Origin of the sequence: Xenorhabdus bovienii SS-2004, assembly GCF_000027225.1 — a bacterium.
In the GTDB taxonomy this organism is placed as follows: domain Bacteria; phylum Pseudomonadota; class Gammaproteobacteria; order Enterobacterales; family Enterobacteriaceae; genus Xenorhabdus; species Xenorhabdus bovienii_C.
Window position 1 is genome coordinate 1897960 of the sequence record NC_013892.1, and the last position, 24557, is coordinate 1922516.

Sequence of the window (24557 nt, forward strand, 5' to 3'; positions counted from 1 at the left end):
GGAGCTTACCTGATGACCGCTTAATGCGACAGAACCGCCAGACGAGTATGTAGTGAGAGCAGTTCCTGTTCCCAGATGTTGGTCGGTGAGTGCATTGAACACCTCCCGTATTTTCAGTAAAAAATGTCAGGGACTATCATGCCACAATGGGGCGTACGGCTGTAGTACTAGGGAGGTTTCCACCTCTACTGACAAGTACTGACTCATTTATCCTTCCGACCAAATCCGTGAGGTTTTACCTATCCGAACCAAACCGTAGACCTTGGGTTGTTCGCGTAATCCAATTTCTGCCATAGCCCAGTAACAAAGTGCTCAATCTGCGGGCTGGACAACATGGTCATGTGATTACCGGGTACATGCATCGTGCTGAGTTGAGCGGCGTGTGTACTCCACAGAGCTTCGCGGGTTTTTGTTTCCTCCACATCTCCCTCTTCTGCGCTGATCAGATGAACAAGACCCTCATAGCGGGCACGAGGTGTATAGCAAGTGTTCAGATTGGCCTGCATGACGCGGACGACACCTTGCAGCAGTGATATTGGTGTTTTGGCCAGAAAGAGACCTGCGTTTACCAGAGCACTAAGCAGGTATTGAAACTGTTCATTCGGAGTCAGATCGTCAAAATCCGGCTTCGTCAGCGGCAGGGGCCGATCCAATATCATATTGTAGATCTCAATCAGCTTCATTATCGTTTCGGTACGGTTGACTGACTTGGGAATACTGCCTTGCGGATCAGGTTCATCGGTATCGACGAGAATAAGGTCGGAGACTTGTTCCCCTTCTGCTTGCAGTTGCAAGGCCATCTCAAACGCGATCCAGCCACCGAAAGAATGACCCAGCAGGTGATAGGGACCGTGAGGTTGCGTTTGACGGATGATCTGGATATAGGCATGAGCAGCACCTTCGACACTGACATAGGGAAAATTGTGTTTGTCAGTCAGTCCCAGACCGCGTGTCTGCAAGGCGTAGACTGGAAGTTGCTGTGGGAGCGACAGCGCCAGCCCGAGAAGACTAGAGGCGCTGGCACCGGCACCGGGCATGCAAAATAGCGGCGGAACCGACCGAGACCCGCTTTGGATGATAACGCGCGGGTCATAGGGAGGAGCGGGCAGTAAGTGCTCGGTGAGTGAATCCACTATCTGGTTGAGCGAAGGGGGACGCATGATGGAGAAATGCGTTCCACCGATAGCGTGGAGTGTCGAATCAGTGCCGACGATATTACGCCAACCGTGCCAAATTTCCCCGTTGAGTGCCTCATCCGCGGTATACAGGTGGATGGGCAGGGGGGATTTTGGCGCGATATAGTCTTGACCCAGTTGTGTAATGATCTCGGCGGTGTATAGGCGAAGGAGGATATCCTCGCGTGTGATACTGGCCGGCAGCCATTGGTGTTCAATACAGCGGTCAAGAATTTGGTTCACATCGCTGAGATCGTGCAGTTCTTCTAATACCTGCTCGTCACTCGTGCCGATTTGAGCACGCAGTGAGTCAATGATTATCTCAATTCGTTTTGCTTCCTTGTCTATCGGCTGGTCGGTGGAGATTTGTAGCCCATTTATGGAATTATAGGAATCGATCATACCGAGAAATCCTACCGTTTCGCCGCAGCTCATGAATTGTTGCGCCATCTCATAGGCGATCAAACCACCAATTGACCATCCGGCAAGGTGATAGGGGCCTTGCGGCTGAACGCGACGAATAGCCTGAATATGGCAGGCCGCGAGCGCTTCAAGCGACGCAGGAGGATGCTCCAGCGTGTGGATACCAAGAGCCTGTAATGCATAGACAGGAAGCTCAGATGGCAGTAAGGCTGCCAGTGGCGAATAGACCAGTGGATCGCCGGAAGTCTCGTGTATCAGGAACAAGGGTGGCAGGCCGCCTGTTGGGTTTAGCGGCACGGGATTCGCATCGAACGGAGACGTTGATTGGGCAAAACGCTCGCCAATAGCTATTGCCAGATCACTCAATGTCGGATGCACGAACAAGACGGTCAGAGGAACCGCCATGTCTTGCTCCCGCATCCGGTTCAGCAACTGCACAGCGAGCAGTGAGTGACCGCCAAGCTCAAAGAAATGATCGTGACGGCCGACCCGCTCCAGTCCCAATAAGTCTTGCCAGATCTGCGCCAAGGTGGTTTCCGCCGCGCCGACTGGCGCTTGATAGCCACGCGCCACCACGGCGGACGAATCAGGGGCAGGGAGCGCCTGACGGTCAAGTTTGCCGTTGGGGGTGAGCGGGAAAGCGTCAAGTGTCATAAAGGCGCTGGGCAGCATATATTCGGCAAGGTGTCGGGCGAGTTGCTGACGCAGCTCGGCGGGAACCAGTTCAACGCTGGCCTGAGGCCGTACATAGGCGACCAGACGTTTCTGGCTCGGCTCATCTTCGCGCGCCAATACCACCGCTTCGCGCACGCCGTGGCATTGCATCAGTTGCGCCTCGATCTCACCGAGTTCAATACGGAAGCCGCGCAGTTTGACCTGAAAATCATTGCGGCCGAGGTATTCAATATTGCCGTCAGAAAGCCAGCGGCCGAGGTCGCCGGTCTTGTACATACGGGCATCTGGTGCCGAGGAGAACGGATCGATGAGGAAGCGTTCGGTGGTCAGTTCGGGTCGGTTCAGATAACCGCGAGCCACACCGGCACCGGCGATATGGATTTCGCCGGCGACACCAAGAGGCACGGGCTGACCATGTGGGTTGAGGATATAGATCTGTGTGTTAGCTATCGGGCGGCCGATATGACTGACAAAGCCCTCCGTCCGGTTCATCCGTATCCAGGTTGAATAAGTTGTTGTCTCAGAGGGACCATACAGATTGCACACATTCTGTACGGATGAGTGGGCAAATAAATGCTCAACGACCTGTGGTTTCAATGCTTCACCGGCCAAATTGACCGTCCGGGCAGTGAGGGGAATCGCATTGGCTTCGATCAAATGTGCGATGGCCGACGGCACAGTGTTGATCAGGCTGACCGGTTGTTCGGTAGTGACCAGTGACAACGCATCAGGGACGAGATGAACCGTGCCGCCAGAGACGAGGGGCGCAAAGCATTCGTATACCGCCAAATCAAAATTAAGCGAAGTAGCGAAAAGGGTATTCGCCAATTCCTCTGGGCTGAAAGTCCGCTGCGCCCAGATGAGGAAATTCACCGTATTACAGTGGGCGATCGTCACCCCTTTGGGTAGGCCGGTAGAACCGGAAGTGTAGATCACATACGCCAGATGGCGTGACGTCAGCCCCAACGTCTGCGGTTCCGGATTATGGATGGGTTGTGCTGCCATAACCGGTTCTTGGGCGTCGAGCACCACCGTAGGCACGGGGCTGACCAGCATGTTAACCCATGCCGTCTGGGTCAGTAAGGCCACGGGTGCCGCGTCATTGAGCATATACGCCAGTCGTTCAGTCGGATACGCCGGATCGAGCGGCACATAGGCACCGCCCGCCTTGAGAATAGCGAGCAGGCCGACCACCATCTCAGGGCTACGTGTCAGACAAATTGCCACCCGATCGTCCGGACGTACCCCCAGCGCGATCAGATGATGAGCCAGACGATTGGCGCGGTGGTTCAGTTCGCCATAGCTGAGTGCTTGCTCCCCGCATACCACGGCGGTGGCATCGGGGTTATACGCCGCCTGAACCTCGAACAGTTGGTGGATCAGGGCATCCTGCGGGAAGTCCGCCTGAGTCGCGTTGAAGTTCACCAGCAGTTGCTGGCGTTCGTCTTCGGGCAACACGTCCAAATCCAGTGCAGGCGTGTCTGGCGCTTCAACCAATATTGATATCAATTGCTCTATCGCTCTTGTGAGATAGGTATTTATTCTATTGGGATCAATGTTATTGACGGTTTGAGCTGATAACACAAAATATTCACCATCATCGTCAATGGACATTTCAAATGGGTAATTGGTACGTTCGCAGCTATCTAAACTTGCCAGACCAAACAGATCCAGACTAGGTGTACGGGTATTTTTGTCATTACCATGCCGGAAATTGAGCAGGGCACTGAACAGGGATATGCCACCGAGTCCACTGCAACGCTGTGCAAGCGACAATGGGGTCTGTTCGTAGAGCAGCAGGCTGGCACAGGCGTCATTCGTCATTTTGACGAGTTCATCCACGCTGCTTCCTTTTAGCTTCAGTCTCAAGGGCAGGGTATTGATGAACATGCCTAAAGCGCGAGCACTCCCATCAACTCCCGACATGCGGCCTGACAATACGGTGCCAAATACAATGTCATCGCGTCCACTCGTGCGTGCGATGACGAGCGCCCAAGCTGCGTGGAACAAAATTGCGGGGTTAGTGCCGAAGCGGCGCGCTGTTTTACGGATTGCTTGTGAGAGTTCAACATCAAGAACCTTTCGTGCCGCCGCGTTATGTTCGCCATTCCCCTGAACATCCGCCAGGCCAAAAGGTGCGGTGGCCTCGTCGATATCTGCCAGGAATGTCCGGAAGAAGGCTTCCGCTTCCTGAGTTTTACCTTCCTGACGTGCGTAGGCGACAAAGTTACGATAAGGAACGGATGGCTGCAAATCCGCGCCAAGTCCCATCAGGAAAGCGGTCGTTTCTGCGAGCAAACACCGGAGTGAGAGGTTATCGTCGATGATGTGATGCAACTGGAACAAGACGTACAACTTGGCTGAATGTGGTTCGGTGGCGACTTGCAAACGTATCAGAGGAGCATGGGACAAATCCATGTGCTGATGTGACAGTGCCATGCGCGCTTGCATGCTGGCAACCACGTCACTATCGTCATCGAATGTCAGGACATTGACCGGCAATGGTGCGTGTCGATGTACCACTTGAACAGGTTGGGATAACCCGAGCCAGTGGATAGATGTACGCAGGATATCATGCCGATCGATGACGGCTTGTAATGCCGCAATGAATGCGTCGAGTTTTGTCTGGTTTTCGACGCTCAACAACGACGATATAACGTATGGATCTCTGTTCGGCTGAAGCAGGTGATGGAACAGGATACCTTCCTGTAGCGGCGCGAGCGGATAGATATCCTGCACATGGGTCACTCCGCCGGGGATCGCGTCAGCGATGGCATCAATTTCAGCCTGAGACAGCGAGACCAGAGGCAGCATATCGGGCGTGAGGGCGGTGCAGTCTTCGGGGATGCGATTGGGCGGTACCACGAAGGTGTCGGCACCACTCTGGGACTTCAGGATAGCTTGCGCCATATCGGTGAGTACAGGCACGGAGAACACGCTGCGAACGTCGAGCTGCCAACCAAGGCCACGCAGCCGCTCAATCAGACTGACAATCATCAGCGAATGGCCACCCAGTTCAAAGAAATGGTCGTGACGGCCGATCCGTTCCAGTCCCAACAGATTTTGCCAGATTTGCGCCAGTGCGGTTTCCACCTCACCGACCGGGGCTTCATAGCCGCGCGTCACCACGGCGGACGCATCGGGCGCGGGGAGCGCCTGACGGTCGAGTTTGCCGTTGGGGGTGAGCGGGAAAGCATCGAGCGTCATAAAAGCGCTGGGCAGCATGTACTCGGCAAGATGTTGGGTAAGCTGTTGATGTAGTTCGGCGGGAACCAGTTCAACGCCGTCCTGAGGCCGCAGATAGGCGACCAGACGTTTCTGTCCCGGCTCGTCTTCGCGTGCCAGCACTACGGCTTCCCGTACGCCGGGGCACTGCACCAATTGGGTTTCGATCTCACCGGGTTCGATACGGAAGCCGCGCAGTTTGACCTGAAAGTCATTGCGGCCGAGATACTCGAGATGGCCGTCGGGGAGCCAGCGGCCGAGGTCGCCGGTCTTATACATACGGGCGTCCGGATCGGAGGAGAACGGATCGGCAAGGAAACGTTCCGCAGTCAGTTCAGGACGGTTCAGGTAGCCACGCGCGACACCGGCACCGGTAATATAGATTTCGCCGGTCACACCGAGAGGAACGGGTTGGCCGTGGGTGCCGAGGATATATGCCCGCAGATCAGGTAGCGGCTGGCCGATCAAACTGCCACGTCCCAGAGTGATGTCGGATTCCGTGAGTTCACGATAAGTGGCATGCACGGTGATCTCGGTGATGCCGTACATATTGACCAGACGGGTCTGTCGGGTGGGGTTACGGGCGACCCACGGGGCAAGCGTATGCAATTCCAGCGCTTCCCCCCCGAAGATAATACAGCGCAGGGAATGCGGCGTGGCATTCTGGGCAGAAATCAACGGGCGAAAAGCACTGGGCGTTTGATTCAGTACGGTGACTCGCTCACGGCATAGCAGTGCATAGAAAGCCTGCGGTGAACGGAGACAGTCAGTCGGTACAACGATCAGCCGGCCACCATGAGACAAGGCACCCCAGAGTTCCCACACCGAGAAATCGAAAGCAAAGGAATGAAACAGGGTCCACACATCATTGCCACCAAACCGGAAACGTTCTTGGGTGGCGGCTAACAGGCGGGTGACATGGGCATGTTCAACCATCACCCCCTTGGGTAATCCGGTGGAGCCGGAGGTGTAGATGACATACGCCAGATGGCGTGATGTCAGCCCCAGTGCCTGTGTATCCGGATTGTGATCCGGTTGCGCCATCAGGGACGCATCCTGAGCATCGAATACGATTGTGGGCAGGAGAGCAGGGAAGTAGCTGGTCAGCATGTCGACCTGTGTTGTCTGGGTCAGCAAAGCTACTGGTGTCGCATCATGCAGCATGTAAGCCAGCCGCTCGGCCGGATAAGCCGGATCGAGCGGTACATAGGCGCCGCCTGCCTTAAGAATAGCGAGCAAACCGACCACCAGCTCCGGACCGCGTTCGACGCAAATTGCCACCCGATCGTCCGGACGCACCCCCAGCGTAATCAAGCGATGAGCGAGACGATTGGCGCGGCGGTTCAGTTCACCATAGCTGAGTGTCTGGTTCTCAAACACCACGGCGGTGGCATCGGGAGAATGTGCCGCCTGAGTCTCGAACCGCTGATGGATCAAGGCGCTCTGCGGGAAGTCTACTTGGATGGCATTGAAGCCGGTCAGCAACTGTTGCCGCTCTGATGCCGGCAAGATGGGCACTTGCAGGATAGGCTGTTGCGGATCGCTGGCCAGCGCCTTGACCAAACCGCTGAGGGCGGTGGCCAGATAAGTGGTCACGCGAGCCGGATCGATACTCGTCACAGTCTGGGCAGTCAGGCGGAAACCGACCCCCTGATCATCCACCGAGAGGGTAACCGGATAGTTGGTTCGCCCTTCGGTTGCCACGATGCGCATGCCTGCCCAAATCGTATCAAGCGCGCCGGCTTCGTCAGCTTGACTATGACGGTAATTGAGCAAGGCACTGAACAGTGGCATCGGTTGAGCCACACCACTACAGCGCTGCGCCAGCGCCAACGGAGCCTGTTCGTGCTCTAGCAACATTGTGAGGCTGCGGTAGGTGGCCTGAACCGCTTCCTGTACGCTGCAATCGGCCAGAGAGATCCGCATCGGCAGCGTATTGATAAACATCCCCAGAACTCGGTCGGCACCCGCGCCTCCTTGCAGGCGACCCAGCAGCACGGAGCCAAAGATCACATCGTCGCGGCTGCTGGTTTGTGCCAGCACTTGCCCCCAGGCGAGATGGAACAGCACACTTGGACTGACTCCCAGACGGCGAGCCTGAGCGCGGATAGCCTCAGCTAAATTGGGGGGGAGCAAGAGACGGGCTTCGGTGACAGGCTCACCGTCGCCCTGCACTTTGAGCACACCGAATGGTGCTGTCGGTTCGTCGACATCAGCGAGTTGGGAGAGGAAGTAAGCCTCATGCACTGTGTCCGGCACGCTCAGGATCTGGGCGATAAAGTCTCGGTAGGGCAGCGCGGCGGGTAGTTTTTGGGCATGTCCCTGCAACAGCAGGGCAATTTCGGCAAAAATCAGCGCCAGCGTCATTTGGTCGCTGACCAGATGATGGAAACGCAGCGCCAGCAACCACTCATCCTGTGCCGGATCGTGGGCAATGTCGGCGGCAAACAGTGGCGCGCGGTTCAGGTCGAGACGGTGCTGGTGTGGATCAGTATGAGCCCGTAACTGAGCCGGGACGTCGTCTGCTGTGGTTGGGGTAAAGTGATTGACCCACAGCGGTGCCTGACGCCAGACCACCTGAACCGGCTCTGTCAGTCCTTGCCAACAGGCGGCGGTACGCAGGATATCGTGGCGGTCGATGACTTGTTGCAGCGCGGCCAGAAAAGCATCGAGATGCTGGCGGGTCTCGAAGGCAAGCAGGGTCTGTAACAGATAGGCATCGCCTTGTGTCTGTAGCAGGTGATGGAACAGAATACCTTCCTGCAACGGCGCCAACGGATAGATATCCTGCACATTGCTCGCTCCGCCGGGGATCATGCTGACGATAACATCAATCTCAGCCTGAGACAGCGAAACCAGAGCCAGCATATCGGGCGTGAGGGCAGTGCAGCCTGCGGGGATACGGTTAGGCGGCACCACGAAGGCGTCGGCAGCGTCCTGATGTATCAGGATGGTTTGCGCCAGTTCGGCAAGGACGGGGGCGGCAAATACGCTGCGGACGTCGAGCCGCCAGCCGAAGCCACGCAGCCGCCCGATCAAACTGACGATCATCAGCGAATGTCCACCGAGTTCAAAGAAATGATCGTGACGGCCGACCCGTTCCAGCCCCAGCAGGTTTTGCCAGATCTGGGCGAGAGCATTTTCTACCTCTCCTACTGGCGCTTCATAATTACGTGTCACCACGGCGGACGGGTCAGGTGCGGGAAGCGCCTGACGGTCAAGTTTGCCGTTCTGGGTGAGTGGGAAAGCCTTAAGCGTCATAAAGGCACTCGGCAGCATATATTCGGCGAGCTGCCGGGAGAGTTGCAGACGCAACTCGGCCGGAACCAACTCAACACCGGTCTGGGGCAGCAGATAAGCGACCAGACGCTTGTGACCCGGCTCGTCTTCGCGCGCCAGCACCACCGCTTCGCATACGCCGTGGCATTGTACTAATTTGGCTTCGATCTCGCCGAGTTCGATACGGAAACCCCGCAGTTTGACCTGAAAATCGTTGCGGCCGAGATATTCGATATGGCCGTCGGGAAGCCAACGGCCAAGGTCGCCGGTCTTGTACATACGAGCGTCCGGATCGGAGGAGAACGGATCGGCAAGGAAACGTTCGGCAGTCAGTTCAGGGCGGTTCAGGTAGCCGCGGGCAACGCCGGCACCGGCGATATGGATTTCGCCAGTGACGCCCAGAGGAACAGGTTGGCCGTGGGGATCGAGGATATAGCTTTGGGTATTGGCGATGGGTCTGCCGATGACTGAAACATCCGGCACGCCGACCGTAGCAGAATATTCATACCAGGTCGCATCACCATTGATTTCGGACGAACCGTAGAAATTCAGCAGATGAATACAAGGGTAATCCGTTACGACCTGCCGCGCGAGTTCAGGCGCAAGTCGTTCTCCGCTGCAAATCAACGTCCTAATCGATTTCAGAGAATCGCCACTCCCCTCTATCAGGAGTTTCAGCAGTGAAGGCACCACCACCATGTAGTTAACCTCGGCGCGGCGTAAACCTTCGCCGAAGCGCGTAAGATCTTTCACTTCATGGTTATCGAAAACCACCAGTTTGCCACCGGCCAGTAATACACCAAGTGTCTCGGTCACTGAATCGACGAAGCTGATGCTGGTTTTCAGCGCCGCCACCAGTGGCGGTGTCACAATGTCGCGCACGAACCACAACAGCCGGTTACACAGGGCGTGATGGCTGCTCATCACCCCCTTGGGCTGGCCGGTCGAGCCTGAGGTATAGATCACATACGCCAGATGGTGTGATGTCAGACCCAGCGTCTGCGCTTCTGGATTGTGGGTCGGCTGTGATTCCATAAACGGTTCTTGAGTATCGAGTACCACTGTAGGTATGGCGCTGTTCAGTGTGTCGACCCACGCCATCTGGGTAAGCAATACCACAGGTGCCGCGTCATCAAGCATATACGTCAGCCGTTCGGTCGGGTAGGCCGGATCGAGCGGCACATAGGCTCCGCCTGCCTTAAGGATAGCGAGCAAACCGACCACCATCTCCAGACTGCGTTCGACACAGATGGCTACCCGATCATCCGGGCGTACACCCAGATTGATCAGATGATGAGCCAACTGATTGGCGCGGCGATTCAATTCGTCATAGCTGAGCGCCTGATCCCCGTACACCACGGCGGTATCGGTGGGATGCAGTGCTGCCTGAGTTTCGAACAGTGGGTGGATCAGGGTGTCCTGCGGCAAGTCTGTCTGGGTGGCGTTGAAGTTCACCAGTAGCTGTTGCCGCTCCGCAGGCGGTAACATCGGCAGACTGGCAATGGTTTGTGTCGTGTCGGCTGCCATTGCCACCAGCACATGAGTCAAATAGCCGACCATGCGCTCAACGGTTGCGGGGTCGAACAGGTCGGCGGCATATTCCAGATCACCGACCAGACCTGCCTCAGTTTCGGTCAACGACAACATCAGGTCAAAGTGAGCACCATAGCGCACCTGTTCAACGGGAGTGAGCTGTAGGCCGGGTAACGACAAGTCTTGGCTCGGGGTATTATTTAAAGCCAGCATGACTTGGAAGACCGGGCTGTAGCTCAGGCTGCGGTCGGGCTGCAAGGCTTCTACCACTTGCTCGAAGGGCAGATCCTGATGAGCGTAGGCGGCGAGTGCTCGCTCACGAACCTGTGCGAGCAGATCGGACACACGAGGCGTATCACCCGGTGTGACACGCAGGGCCAGAGTATTGACAAAGAAGCCGATCAAACCCTCGAATTCTCTGTGCTGGCGGTTAGCGACCGGAGTGCCGACAACGATATCATCCTGACCACTGAGCCGGGCAAGAACGATGCCCCAGGCGGTCAATACGGTCATAAACAAGGTAGTGTTATGGCGCTGTCCGAGTCCCTTAAGCGATGCCAGCAACGTAGCATCAAGGTGGAGAGGCACCCGGCCACCGGCATAGCTCTGTACGGGTGGGCGTGGCCGATCGGTGGGAAGTGTCAGCAAAGCCGGGGCGCCTTGGAGCTGGCTGCTCCAGAAGTCGTGCTGTTCGGTGAGGATGGCTCCCTGCAACCCGTTACGCTGCCAGACGGCATAGTCGGCGTACTGAATGGGCAGTGGCGGTAGCGGATCGCTGTGGCCGTCAAGGGCGGCACGGTAGAGGGCGACAAGTTCATGCACCAGCACACCGATGGACCAGCCGTCAGCGATGATGTGATGCTGGGTGAGCAGCAATACATGCTCCTCGTCCGTCAATTGCAGCAATTGACCACGGATCAGCGGCCCCCGGATAAAGTCGAAGGGTGTCTGTGCTTCAAGGGCAGCGAGCTCGGTGACACGGTTGTTACGCACCGCTGAGTCTAACGGGCGCAGATCCTGACAGGATAGCGCAAAGCCGCTATCGGCGGGATCGATGTGCTGGCAGGGTTGGCCTTCGACCAGAATAAAGCGGGTGCGCAGACTCTCTTGCCGGGCAACCAGATGATCGAGTGCGGTGGTCAGCGCGTGACGGTTGAGTGAGCCAGTAAGACGCAGAGCTGCCGGAATATGGTAGGCCTGACTGGCAGCGGGATCGAGCTGCCCAAGGAACCATAGCCGTTGCTGGGCGAAGGATAGCGGAAGCAACTGGCTGCGATCGGCCACGGGGATGATGACCTGAGTTGTCACGGAAGCGCCGGTGAGTGCGTGGGCCAGATCCGTCAGGATGGGCTGGGCAAAGAGTTGTTGTAGCGGCAATTCCCGCGCCAGATCTTGCCGTACACGCGCGGCGAGTTGGACGGCAAGCAGAGAATGGCCGCCGAGTTCAAAGAAGTGGTCATGACGGCCGACCTGCTCCAGCCCCAGTAAGTCTTGCCAGATCTGGGCCAGAGCGGTTTCTATTCTTCCCTGTGGCGGCTCATAGCCGCGTATCACCACGGCAGACGAGTCGGGGACGGGGAGTGACTGACGGTCGAGTTTGCCGTTGGGGGTGAGCGGGAAGACGTCGAGCGTCATAAAAGCGCTGGGCAGCATATATTCGGCGAGGTGTTGAGAAAGTTGCTGACGCAGTTCGGCCGGAACCAGTTCAACACCGGTCTGGGGCAGCAGATAGGCGACCAGACGCTTGTAGCCAGGTTCGTCTTCACGTGCCAGAACCACCGCTTCGCGTACCCCGTGACATTGCACAAGACGAGCCTCTACCTCACCGGGCTCAATACGGAAGCCACGCAGTTTAACCTGATAATCATTGCGGCCGAGATAGTCGATGTTGCCATCGAAAAGCCAGCGGCCGAGGTCGCCGGTTTTATACATACGCTCATCTGGATCGGCGGAGAACGTATCAGGAACGAAGCGCTCGGCGGTCAGTTCGGGGCGGTTCAGGTAGCCACGGGCGACACCGGCACCGGCAATATAGATTTCGCCGGCCACACCGAGGGGGACGGGCTGGTTGTGGCAATCAAGGATATAGATCCGGGTATTGGCGATCGGACGGCCGATGGGAATAGAGTGAGCAACATCGACGGGGGATGCAATACGATAGGTGGTGGCAAACGTCGTGGTTTCTGTCGGACCATAGCCGTTGATGAGATGTGCTGGCTGAGACTCAGCCAATTGTGCACGTTGAATCTTTCTGGGATCGAGTACATCGCCACCGATGAGCAGGTAGCGTAGTCGCCCAAGCAGGGGGTTGAGATCGCTGAGATACTCATTGAACAAGCCGGCTGTTAGCCAAAGGGCAGTGACTTGCCCTTTGATCAGCGAATCGCAGAAACGTACCGGATCAAGCAGCACTGAGGGTGGAACCACATACAGACGCCCGCCATTCAGCAGAGCAGACCAGATTTCCCACGTTGATGCGTCAAAGGCAATATTGGCACAATGGGCAATACAGTCATCGGAGCCAATATCGGCAAAACCATTATTGATGATGAGACGAAGGACATTCCGGTGTTCAACCATGACGCCTTTGGACAACCCGGTGGAGCCTGAAGTATAGATCACATATGCCAGATGGCGTGACGTCAGCCCCAGTGTCTGCGGCTCCGGGTTGTGGGTCGGTTGTGCTGCCACAGCCGGTTCCTGAGCATCGAGTACTATTATAGGTACGGACGTAGTCACGGGGCTGACCAGCGTGTCAACCCATGCCGTCTGAGTGAGTAAGACTACGGGTGCCGCGTCATCAAGCATATAAGCCAACCGTTCGGCCGGATAGGCCGGATCGAGCGGGACATAAGCGCCGCCTGCCTTAAGAATCGCAAGTAAGCCGACTACCAGCTCCAAGCTGCGTTCCAGACAAATCGCCACCCGATCGTCCGGTCGTACACCCAGCGCGATCAGATGATGAGCCAGTTGGTTGGCGCGGCAGTTCAGTTCACCATAGCTGAGAGTCTGATCCTCAAACACCACTGCGGTGGCATCGGGTTTGTATGCCACCTGAGACTCGAACAGTTGGTGGATCAGGGCGTTTTGTGGGAAGTGCGTCTGGGTGGCGTTGAAGTTCACCAGCAGTTGTTGCCGCTCTGCCGGTGGCAGGATCGGCACATCTCGAATCAACTGTTGCGGATTGTGGGTCAAAGCATCGATCAGACCACTGATCGCCGTAGCCAGATAAGCGGTGACGCGGGTCGGATCGATACCCGTCACAGTCTGAGCAGTCAGATGGAAACCAGTTCCCAGATCATCGACTGACAGGGTGACCGGATAGTTGGTTCGCTCCTCTGTTGTTAAAATACGCATACCTGCCCAAGTCGTCTCAGCCGTATCTGCCTTGCCGGCCTGATTATGACGGTAATTGAGCAGGGTACTGAACAACGGTATCGACTGCGCCATGCCGCTACAGCGTTGAGCCAGCGCCAATGGTGCCTGCTCGTGCTCCAATAGCATGGTCAGACTGCGGTAGGTCGCCTGTACTACGGCCTGTACGCTGTGATCGGCCAGAGAGACCCGCACTGGCAGAGTATTGATGAACATTCCCAGTATTCGGTCAGCACCTGCGCCCCCTTGCAGACGACCCAGCAGCACGGAGCCAAAGACCACATCATCGCGGCCGCTGGTCTGCGCCAGTACCTGAGCCCAGGCGACATGGAACAGTACGCCCGGACTGACCCCCAGACGACGAGCCTGAACGCGGATAGCCTCTGCTAAAGCAGGTACAAGCGGAAGACGGGCTTCGGTAACGGGTTCGCCGTCAGCCTGCACCTTGAGTACACCGAACGGCACCGTTGGTTCGTCGACGTCGGCGAGTTGATCGCGGAAGTAAGCCTCATGAACTGCGGTCGGTATGCTCAGGGTCTGAGCAATAAAATTGCGGTAGGGCAGTGCCGTGGTCAGCTTTTCGGCATGCCCCTGTAACAGCAGGGCAATCTCAGCAAAAATAAGCTCCAGCGTCATATGGTCGCTGACCAGATGGTGGAAACGCAGAGCGAGCAGCCATTCATCCTGTGCCGGATCATGGGCGATATCGGCGGCGAACAGCGGCGCACGGCTCAGGTCGAGGCGGTGTAAGCGTGGGTCAGTGTGAGCCCGTAGCTGAGCCGGAACATCGTCCGCCGTGTCTGGGGTAAAGTGATTGACCCACAGCGGTGCCTGACGCCAGACCACCTGAACCGGCTGCACTAATCCCTGCCAACAGGCGGCGGTACGCAGGATATCGTGGCGGTCGATGACCTGTTGCAGGGCGGCAAGGAAAGTATCAAGACGCTCACAGCTGTCAAAGGCGAGCAGGCTCTGTAGCAGATAGTCATCACCTTGTGTCTGTAGCAGGTGATGGAACAGGATACCCTCCTGTAACGGCGCCAGCGGATAGATATCCTGCACATTGGTTGCCCCTCCGGGGATCACGTCGGTGATGGCATCAATCTCAGCCTGAGACAGTGTGACCAGAGGCAGCATGTCGGGCGTAAGGGCGGTACAGCCTTCGGGGATACGGTTAGTCGGCACCACGAAAGCGTCGGTGTCACTCCGGATGGTCTGTGCCATTTCGGCGAGGACGGGGGCGGCGAACACGCTGCGAACCTCAAGCCGCCAGCCGAGGCCGCGCAGTTCTTCGATCAGACTGACGATCATCAGCGAGTGGCCGCCGAGTTCAAAGAAATGGTCGTGGCGGCCGACCTGTTCCAGCCCCAATAAGTTTTGCCAGATTTGCGCCAGAGCAGTTTCCATCTCACCGAGCGGGGCTTCATAGCCGCGCACCACTACGGCGGACGCGTCGGGGACAGGAAGCGCCTGACGGTCGAGTTTGCCGTTGGGGGTAAGCGGGAAAGCGTCAAGCGTCACAAAGGCACTGGGCAACATATATTCGGCAAGGTGCTGGGCGAGTTGCTGACGCAGTTCAGCCGGCATCAGTTCGGCGTCGGTCTGGGGCAGCAGGTAAGCGACCAGACGCTTGTTGCCCGGTTCGTCTTCGCGCGCCAGCACCACCGCTTCACGCACACCGTGACATTGCACTAGCCGGGACTCAATCTCACCGAGCTCAATACGGAAGCCGCGCAGTTTGACCTGAAAGTCATTGCGGCCGAGATACTCGAGATGGCCGTCAGGGAGCCAGCGGCCGAGGTCGCCGGTCTTATACATACGGACGTCCGGATCGGAGGAGAACGGATCGGCAAGGAAGCGTTCCGCAGTCAGTTCAGGACGGTTCAGGTAACCACGGGCGACACCAGCACCGGTGATATGGATTTCGCCGGTCACACCGAGAGGAACGGGCTGACCATGAGGGTTGAGGATATATACCCGCAAATCGGGTAGCGGCTGGCCGATCAAACTGCCACGTCCCAGAGTGATGTCGGATTCCGTGAGTTCACGATAAGTGGCATGTACGGTGATCTCGGTAATGCCGTACATATTGACCAGACGGGTCTGTCGGGTGGGGTTACGGGTAACCCACGGGGCAAGCGTATGCAACTCCAGCGCCTCCCCCCCAAAGATAATGCAGCGCAGGGAATGCGGTGTGGCATTCTGGGCAGAAATCAACGGACGAAAAGCACTGGGTGTTTGATTCAGTACGGTGACTTGCTCACGGCACAGTAGCGCATAGAAAGCCTGCGGTGAACGGGTACAGTCAGTCGGTACGACGATCAGCCGGCCACCATGAGACAAGGCGCCCCAGAGTTCCCACACCGAGAAATCGAAAGCAAAGGAATGGAACAGGGTCCACACGTCATTGCTATCAAACCGGAAACGTTCTTGGGTTGCAGCTAACAGGCGGGTGACATGGGCATGTTCAACCATCACTCCCTTGGGTAATCCGGTGGAACCGGAAGTGTAGATGACATACGCCAGATGGCGTGATGTCAGCCCCAGCGCCTGTGTATCCGGATTGTGATCCGGTTGCGCCATCAGGGACGCATCCTGAGCATCGAATACGATTGTGGGCAGGAGAGCAGGGGAGTAGCTGGTCAGCATGTCGACCTGTGTTGTCTGGGTCAGCAAAGCTACTGGTGTCGCATCATGCAGCATATAAGCCAGCCGCTCGGCCGGATAAGCCGGATCGAGCGGCACATAGGCGCCACCTGCCTTAAGAATAGCGAGCAAACCGACCACCAGCTCCAGACCGCGTTCGACGCAAATTGCCACCCGATCGTCCGGACGCACCCCCAGCGTAATCAAGCGATGAGCGAGACGATTGGCGCGGCGGTTCAGTTCACCATAGCTGAGTGTCTGGTCCTCAAACACCACGGCGGTGGCATCGGGAGAATGTGCCGCCTGAATCTCGAACCGCTGATGGATCAAGGTGCTCTGCGGGAAGTCTACTTGGATGGCATTGAAGCCGGTCAGTAACTGTTGCCGCTCCGAGGCTGACAGCATCGGCAGATCCGCAATAGTTTGTGTCGCATCGACCACCATCTCCGTCAGCACATTCTTTAAATAGCCGACTATGCGCTCAACGGTCGCGGGGTCGAACAGGTCGGTGGCATATTCCAGCTCACCGACCAGACCCGCCTCCGTTTCGGTCAGCGATAACGTCAGGTCGAAGTGGGCGCTATGGCGCACCTGCTCAAGTGGCGTGAGCTGTAAGCCGGGCAATGACAGATCTTGAGGCGGGGTATTGTTTAAGGTCAGCATCACCTGAAAAACCGGGCTGTAGCTCAGGCTGCGATCGGGCTGTAAGGCTTCTACCACCTGCTCGAAGGGCAGATCCTGATGGGCATAGGCGGCGAGCGCCCGCTCACGAACCTGTGCGAGCAGATCGGCCACACGGAGGCCATCATCCGGTGTGACGCGCAGAGCCAGAGTATTGACAAAGAAGCCGATCAGGTTCTCAAGTTCACGGTGCGGACGGTTGGCGACCGGAGTGCCGATAACAATATCATCCTGACCACTGAGTCGGGCGAGGACGATGCTCCAGGCGGTCAGCACGGTCATAAACAAGGTAGTGTTATGACGCTGTCCTAGCCCCTTAAGCGATGTCAGTAAGGTCGCATCAAGCCGGAAAGGAACCCGATCGCCGGCATAGGTCTGTACCGACGGGCGTGGCCGATCGGTGGGGAGTTCCAAAAAGGTCGGAGCGTCCCGGAGCTGGGCGCACCAGAAGTCGCGCTGCTCAGCGAGAACGGTTCCTTGCAGCCAGTCGCGTTGCCAGACGGCATAATCGGCGTACTGAATGGGCAGCGGCGGCAACAGATCGCTGTGACCGTCGAGAACAGCTCGGTAGAGGGCACCCAGTTCGTGCACCAGCACACTGATAGACCAGCCGTCAGCCATGATGTGATGTTGAGTGAGCAGCAACACATGCTCCTCGTCCGCCAGTTGCAGCAATTGACCGCGGATCAGCGGGCCTTGGGTAAAGTCGAAAGGCGTCTGCGCTTCAAGGTTGGCGAGTTCGGCAACACGATGGGTTTGCGCCGCAGACTCCAGAGGACGCAGATCCTGACAGGACAGGGTAAAGCCGATATCGGCGGGATCAATGTGCAAACAGGGTTGCCCGTCGATCAGGATAAAGCGGGTGCGCAGGCTCTCTTGCCGGACAACCAGACGATTGAGTGCGGTGATCAGGGCATGGCGGTCAAGCTGGCCGGTGAGACGCAGCGCTAGCGGGATATGGTAGGCCAGACTGGCGGCGGGATCGAGCTGACCAAGGAACCACAACCGTTGCTGGGCGAAAGATAATGGTAGCGGTCGGCTGTGATCGGCGGCGGGGATAGCGACCTGAGTGGTTGCCGACGTACCGGTCAGCGTTTGGGCTAGCTCTGCCAGCAGGGGGTGAGCGAAAATCTGTTGTAGTGGCAATTCCCGTGCCAGATCCTGACGCACACGTGCCACAAGCTGAACGGCAAGCAACGAATGGCCGCCGAGCTCAAAGAAGTGGTCGTGACGGCCGACCTGTTCTAGTCTCAGCAGGTCTTGCCAGATCTGTGACAGTGTGATTTCTACTTTACCGACCGGAGTTTCATAGCCTCGTGTCACTATCGCAGACGGATCAGGGGCGGGGAGCGCCTGACGGTCGAGTTTGCCGTTGGGGCTGAGCGGGAAAGCATCAAGCGTCACAAAAGCACTGGGCAGCATGTACTCGGCAAGGTGTTGAGAAAGCTGCTGACGCAGTTCGGCCGGCACCAGCTTAACATCAGACTGGGGCAGCAGATAGGCGATCAGGCGCTTGTGGTCCGGCTCATCTTCGCGGGTCAGCACCACGGCTTCACGTACACCGGAGCATTGCACCAATTGAGCTTCAATTTCGCCGGGCTCGATACGGAAGCCGCGCAGTTTGACCTGAAAGTCATTGCGGCCGAGATAGTCGATGTTGCCGTCGGGTCGCCAGCGACCTAGGTCACCGGTCTTGTACATGCGGGCATCCGGATCGGCGGAGAACGGATCGGCAAGGAAGCGTTCGGCGGTCAGTTCGGGGCGGTTCAGGTAGCCACGGGCAATACCGGCACCCGCGATATGGATTTCGCCGGCCACACCGAGCGGAACGGGCTGACCGTAGGAGTCGAGAATATAGATCCGGGTATTAGCAATCGGCTGGCCGATAGGCGGAGCGCCTTCTTCTTGGTTATCGCACAGATAAATAGCCGCACAGACCGTACTTTCCGTCGGTCCATAGGCATTGACCATACGCCGACCTTCAGCCCAGCGTTTGACCAGTGCGGGTGAGCAGGCCTCACCGCCTACGATCAGAGTTTGCAGTGTTACGGGTACGGAATCCAGTGCCGCCAATGCTGTTGGCGACAGCAGCACATGGGTAATGGCATGAGTCTCCAGAGTATTCAACAGGGCAGCTCCGGGCAGGAGGTGAGTTCGCTGGGCAAGATGGAGGCTGGCACCCGCCAGAAGTGCCATGCCGCATTCCCAGATACCGGCATCGAAGCTGTTAGAGGCAAATTGCAGGATACGGCTGTCAGGTTTGATCGCCAGAGTGTCCTGCTGAGTGGCGATCAGATTGCTCAGGCCGCGATGCTCGACCATCACCCCCTTGGGTAATCCGGTGGAGCCGGAAGTGTAGATGATATACGCCAGATGGCGTGACGTCAGCCCCAGCGCCTGAGCGTCCGGATTGTGAGCTGATTGCGTCATCAGGAACGGTTCTTGGCCGTCGAGTATTATCGTGGGAACGGGACTGGTCAGCGTGTCGATCAGCGTCGTTTGAGTGAGTAAAACTACCGGTGCTGCGTCGTCGAGCATATACGTCAGCCGCTCGGCCGGATAGGCCGGATCGAGTGGTACATAGGCACCGCCTGCCTTGAGGATAGCGAACAGGCCGACCACCAGCTCCGGGCTGCGTTCGACACAAATCGCCACCCGATCGTCCGGACACACACCCAGCGCAATCAAATGATGGGCGAGGCGATTGGCACGGCGGTTCAGCTCGCCATAGCTGAGTATCTGGTCTTCATACACCACAGCGGTAGCGTCGGGGTTGCGTGCTGCCTGAGCCTCGAACAGTTGATGGATTAGCGCATCCTGTGGGAAGTCCGTCTGGGTGGCGTTGAACTCCACCAGCAGTTGTTGCCGCTCTGAAGGTGGCAGGATCGGTACATCCTGAATCAATCGTTGTGGCTCGCGAATCAGGGCATCGACCAGACCGCTGATGGCAGTAACCAGATAGGCGGTGACGCGAGCCGGATCGATTCCGGCCACGGCCTGAGCCGTCAGGTGGAAACCGATCCCCAGATCATCCACCGACAAAGTGAGCGGATAGTTGCTCTGTTCTTCAACTGCGACTACGTGCATACCTGCCCAGCTCGTGTTAACCGCGTCTGCCGTGCTGGTTTGGCTATGACGGTAATTAAGCAGGGTACTGAACAGCGGCATCGACTGCGTTACGCCACTACAGCGTTGTGCCAGCGCCAAAGGTGCCTGCTCGTGCTCCAGTAGTGTCATCAGATCGCGGTAGGTGGCCTGCACCACCTCCTGCACACTGCGGCCGGCCAGAGAGACTCGTACCGGCAGGGTATTGATAAACATCCCCAGTATGCGATCAGCGCCAGCGACCCCTAACAGGCGACCCAGCAATACAGAGCCGAAGACCACATCATCATGGCCGCTGGTTTGTGCCAGCACCTGAGCCCAGGCGACATGGAACAGCACACCCGGGCTGACCCCCAGACGGCGGGATTGGGTACGGATGGCCTCCGCCAGAGCGGGAGTGAGCGAAAGACGGTTTTCGGTGACAGGCTCGTTATCGCCCGGCATTGTGAGCACCCCGAACGGTGCTGTCGGTGTGTCGACGTCGGCAAGCTGGGCGCGGAAATAGGCCTCATGCACTGCGGCCGGTACACTCAGGGTCTGGGCGACAAAGTTGCGGTAGGGCAGCGCTGTGGGGAGTGTCCCGGCCTGTCCCTGTAACACCTGAGCAACCTCAGCGAAAATCAGCTCCAGCGTCATATGGTCGCTGACCAGATGGTGGAAGCGCAGCGCCAGCAGCCATTCATCCTGTGCCGGATTATGGGCGATATCACCAGCGAACAGCGGCGCACGGCTCAGGTCGAGACGGTGCCGGCGTGGATCGGTGTGAGACAATAACTGAGCCGGAACATCGTCCGCTGTAGTCGGGGTAAAGCGATTGACACACAGCGGTGCCTGACGCCAGACCACCTGAACCGGCTGCGCTAATCCCTGCCAGCAGACGGCAGTACGCAGGATATCGTGGCGGTCGATAATTTGTTGCAGCGCGGTCAGAAAAGTATCAAGACGCTCTCGGCTGTCAAAGGCGAGCAGGCTCTGTAACAGATAAGCATCACCTTGTGTCTGTAGCAGATAGTGGAACAGGATACCTTCCTGTAGCGGCGCCAGCGGATAGATATCCTGCACATTACTTGCCCCACCGGGGATGGCGTCGACGATAGCATCAATTTCAGCCTGAGACAGCGAGACCAGAGACAGCATGTCGGGGGTGAGGGCGGTACAGTCTTCGGGAATACGGTTAGGCGGCACCACGAAGGCGTTAGTGTCACCCTGAATAGCCTGTGCCATTTCAGTGAGAATGGGAGTGGCGAACACGCTGCGGACGTCGAGCCGCCAACCAAGGCCATGTAGCCGTTCGATCAGATTGACAATCATCAGCGAGTGGCCGCCGAGTTCAAAGAAGTGGTCGTGACGGCCGACCTGCTCCAGCTGCAACAGATCTTGCCAGATTTGCGCCAGAGCAGTTTCCATCTCACCGAGCGGGGCTTCATAGCCGCGAGCGACCACAGCAGACAGGTCGGGGACAGGGAGCGCCTGACGGTCGAGTTTGCCGTTGGGGGTGAGCGGGAAAGCATCGAGCGTCATAAAGGCACTGGGCAGCATATACTCGGCAAGGTGCCGGGCAAGCTGCTGACGCAGTTCAGCGGGCACCAGTTCAACGCTGTTCTGAGGCCGCAGATAGGCGACCAGACGCTTGTGACCCGGTTGATCTTCGCGCGCCAGCACCACGGCTTCGCGTACGCCGGAGCATTGCATCAGTTGCGCCTCAATTTCGCCGAGTTCAATGCGGAAGCCGCGCAGTTTGACCTGAAAGTCATTGCGGCCGAGATAGTCGATATTGCCGTCGGGTCGCCAGCGGCCGAGGTCACCGGTCTTGTACATACGGGCATCCGGATCGGCGGAGAACGGATCGGCAAGAAAGCGCTCAGCAGTCAGTTCGGGGCGGTTCAGGTAGCCACGGGCAACGCCGGCACCGGCGATATGGATTTCGCCGGTCACACCGAGCGGAACGGGCTGACTGTAGGCATCAAGAATATAGATCCGGGTATTGGCGATCGGGCGGCCGATATGACTGGCAAAGCCCTCCGTCCGGTTCATCCGTATCCAGGTTGAATAGGTCGTCGTCTCAGAGGGGCCATACAGATTGCACACATCCTGTACGGATGTATCGGCAAACAAATGCTCAATGACGTGGGGTTTTAATGCTTCACCGGCCAGATTGACCGTCCGGGCGGTCATGGGCACCGCCTTGGCTTCAATCAAGTGTGCGATGGCTGACGGTACGGTATTGATCAGGCTGACCGGCTGTGCGGTGGTTATCAGTGACAGCGCATCTGGGACGAGGTGAACCGTACCGCCAGCGATCAAAGGCACGAAGCATTCGTACACCGCTAAATCAAAATTAAGCGAGGTGGCAAAAAGGGTATGTGCCAATTCCTCCGGACTGAAAGTTCGTTGCGCCCAGGTGAGGAAATTCACCGTATTGCGGTGGGTGATCGCCACTCCTTTGGGCTGGCCGGTCGAGCCTGAGGTATAGATCACATACGCCAGATGGCGTGACGTCAGCCCCAGCACTTGTGGCTCCGGATTGTAGGCCGATCGTGTCGTCATAGACGATTCCGGGGCATCGAGCACCACGGTGGGAATAGCGCTGGACAGCATGTCGATCCATGTCGTCTGGGTGAGCAAAGCTACCGGTGCCGCGTCATTGAGCATATAGGCCAGCCGCTCGGCCGGATAAGTCGGATCGAGCGGCACATAGGCACCGCCTGCCTTAAGGATAGCGAGCAGGCTCACTATCATATCCGGGCTGCGTTCCAGACAAATCGCTACCCGATCGTCCGGACGTACCCCCAGCGCGATCAGATAGTGAGCAAGACGATTGGCGCGGTGGTTCAGTTCGTCATAGCTGAGTGTGTGTTCCCCGCATACCACGGCTGTTACATCGGGATTGTGTACCGCCTGAGCTTCGAACAGTTGATGGATCAGGGCGTTCTGCGGGAAGTCTGCCCGGGTGGCGTTGAAGTCCACCAGAAGTTGTTGTCGCTCGGAGAACGGCAGCATCGGCAGGTTCGCAAGGACTTGTGTTGCATCGGCGGCCATCGCCGCCAGCACATTTTCCAGATAGCTGACCATGCGCTCAACGGTCGCGGGATCGAACAGATCCGCGGCATATTCCAGATCACCGATCAGACCCATTTCAGTTTCGGTCAGTGATAACGTCAAGTCGAAGTGGGCACCATAGCGTACCTGTTCGACGGGCGTGAGCTGTAAACCCGGTAATGCCCAATTTTGAGCCGGGGTATTGTTTAAGGTCAGCATGACTTGAAAGACCGGACTGTAGCTCAGGCTACGGTCGGGCTGCAACGCTTCCACCACCTGCTCGAAGGGCAGATCCTGATGGGCATAGGCGGCAAGTGCACGTTCACGAACCTGCGCGAGCAGGTCGGTCACACGGGAGGTATCACCCGGGGTGACGCGCAGAGCCAGAGTATTAACGAAGAAGCCGATCTGGTTCTCAAGTTCATGGCGCGGACGGTTAGCGACCGGAGTGCCGATGACAATATCATCCTGACCACTCAGCCGGGTGAGAACGATACTCCAGGCGGTCAGTACGGTCATAAACAGGGTGGTGTTATGGCGTTGTCCGAGTTCCTTAAGCGACGCCAGCAAGGTCGCATCGAGCTGGAAGGGAATTTGGCCGCCGGCATAGCGTTGCACCGGCGGACGTGGCCGGTCGGAAGGGAGTGCCAGCAAGGCCGGAGCGCCCTGAAGCTGGCTACACCAGAAGTCACGCTGTTCAGTGAGGATATCCCCCTGTAGCCAGTTGCGCTGCCAGACGGCGTAGTCGGCGTACTGAATGGGCAGCGGCGGTAGCGGATCGTCGTGGCCGTCGAGGGCGGCGCGGTAGAGGGTGCCCAGTTCGTGCACCAGCACACCGATAGACCAGCCGTCAGCGATGATGTGATGCTGGGTGAGCAGCAGCACGTGCGTTTCCTCCGTCAGTTGCAGCAGTTGACCGCGGATCAGCGGGCCTTGGGTAAAATCGAAGGGGATCTGTGCCTCAAGGCTGGCAAGTTCGGCGATACGGTTGTTGTGCATTGCCGGCTCCAGCGGACGCAGGTCCTGACAGGACAGGGTAAAGCCGATATCAGCGGGATCGATGTGTTGGCAGGGCTGACCTTCGACTAATACGAAGCGGGTACGCAGGCTTTCGTGCCGGGCGATCAGGTGATCGAGTGCGGTAGTCAGGGAGGGGCGGTCAAGTTGGCCGGTGAGACGCAGCGCTACCGGAATATGGTAGGCCAGACTGGCGGCGGGATCGAGTTGAGCAAGGAACCACAGTCGCTGCTGGGCGAAAGACAATGGCAGAGGAAGATTCCGATCAACCTGCTTGATGGAGGGTCGCTGCTGTTGCTGAGTTTGCAATTGTTGTTTGATTTTCTTTTTTAGCACAGCACGTTTCAGATTATCGAGGTTCATGTCATTCCTTATCATTGATTA

The 24557-nt window shown here is 57.7% G+C and carries 1 protein-coding gene; it reads right to left on the reverse strand.

Features of this window, described 5'->3' with window-relative positions:
- Positions 1-239: 239 nt before the first annotated feature.
- Positions 240-24536 carry a non-ribosomal peptide synthetase gene (locus XBJ1_RS19040; protein ID WP_049778810.1) on the reverse strand — a complete coding sequence of 8099 codons (24297 nt, stop codon included), beginning with the start codon at positions 24534-24536 and terminating at the stop codon, positions 240-242.
- Between the last annotated feature and the right edge of the window lie 21 nt (positions 24537-24557).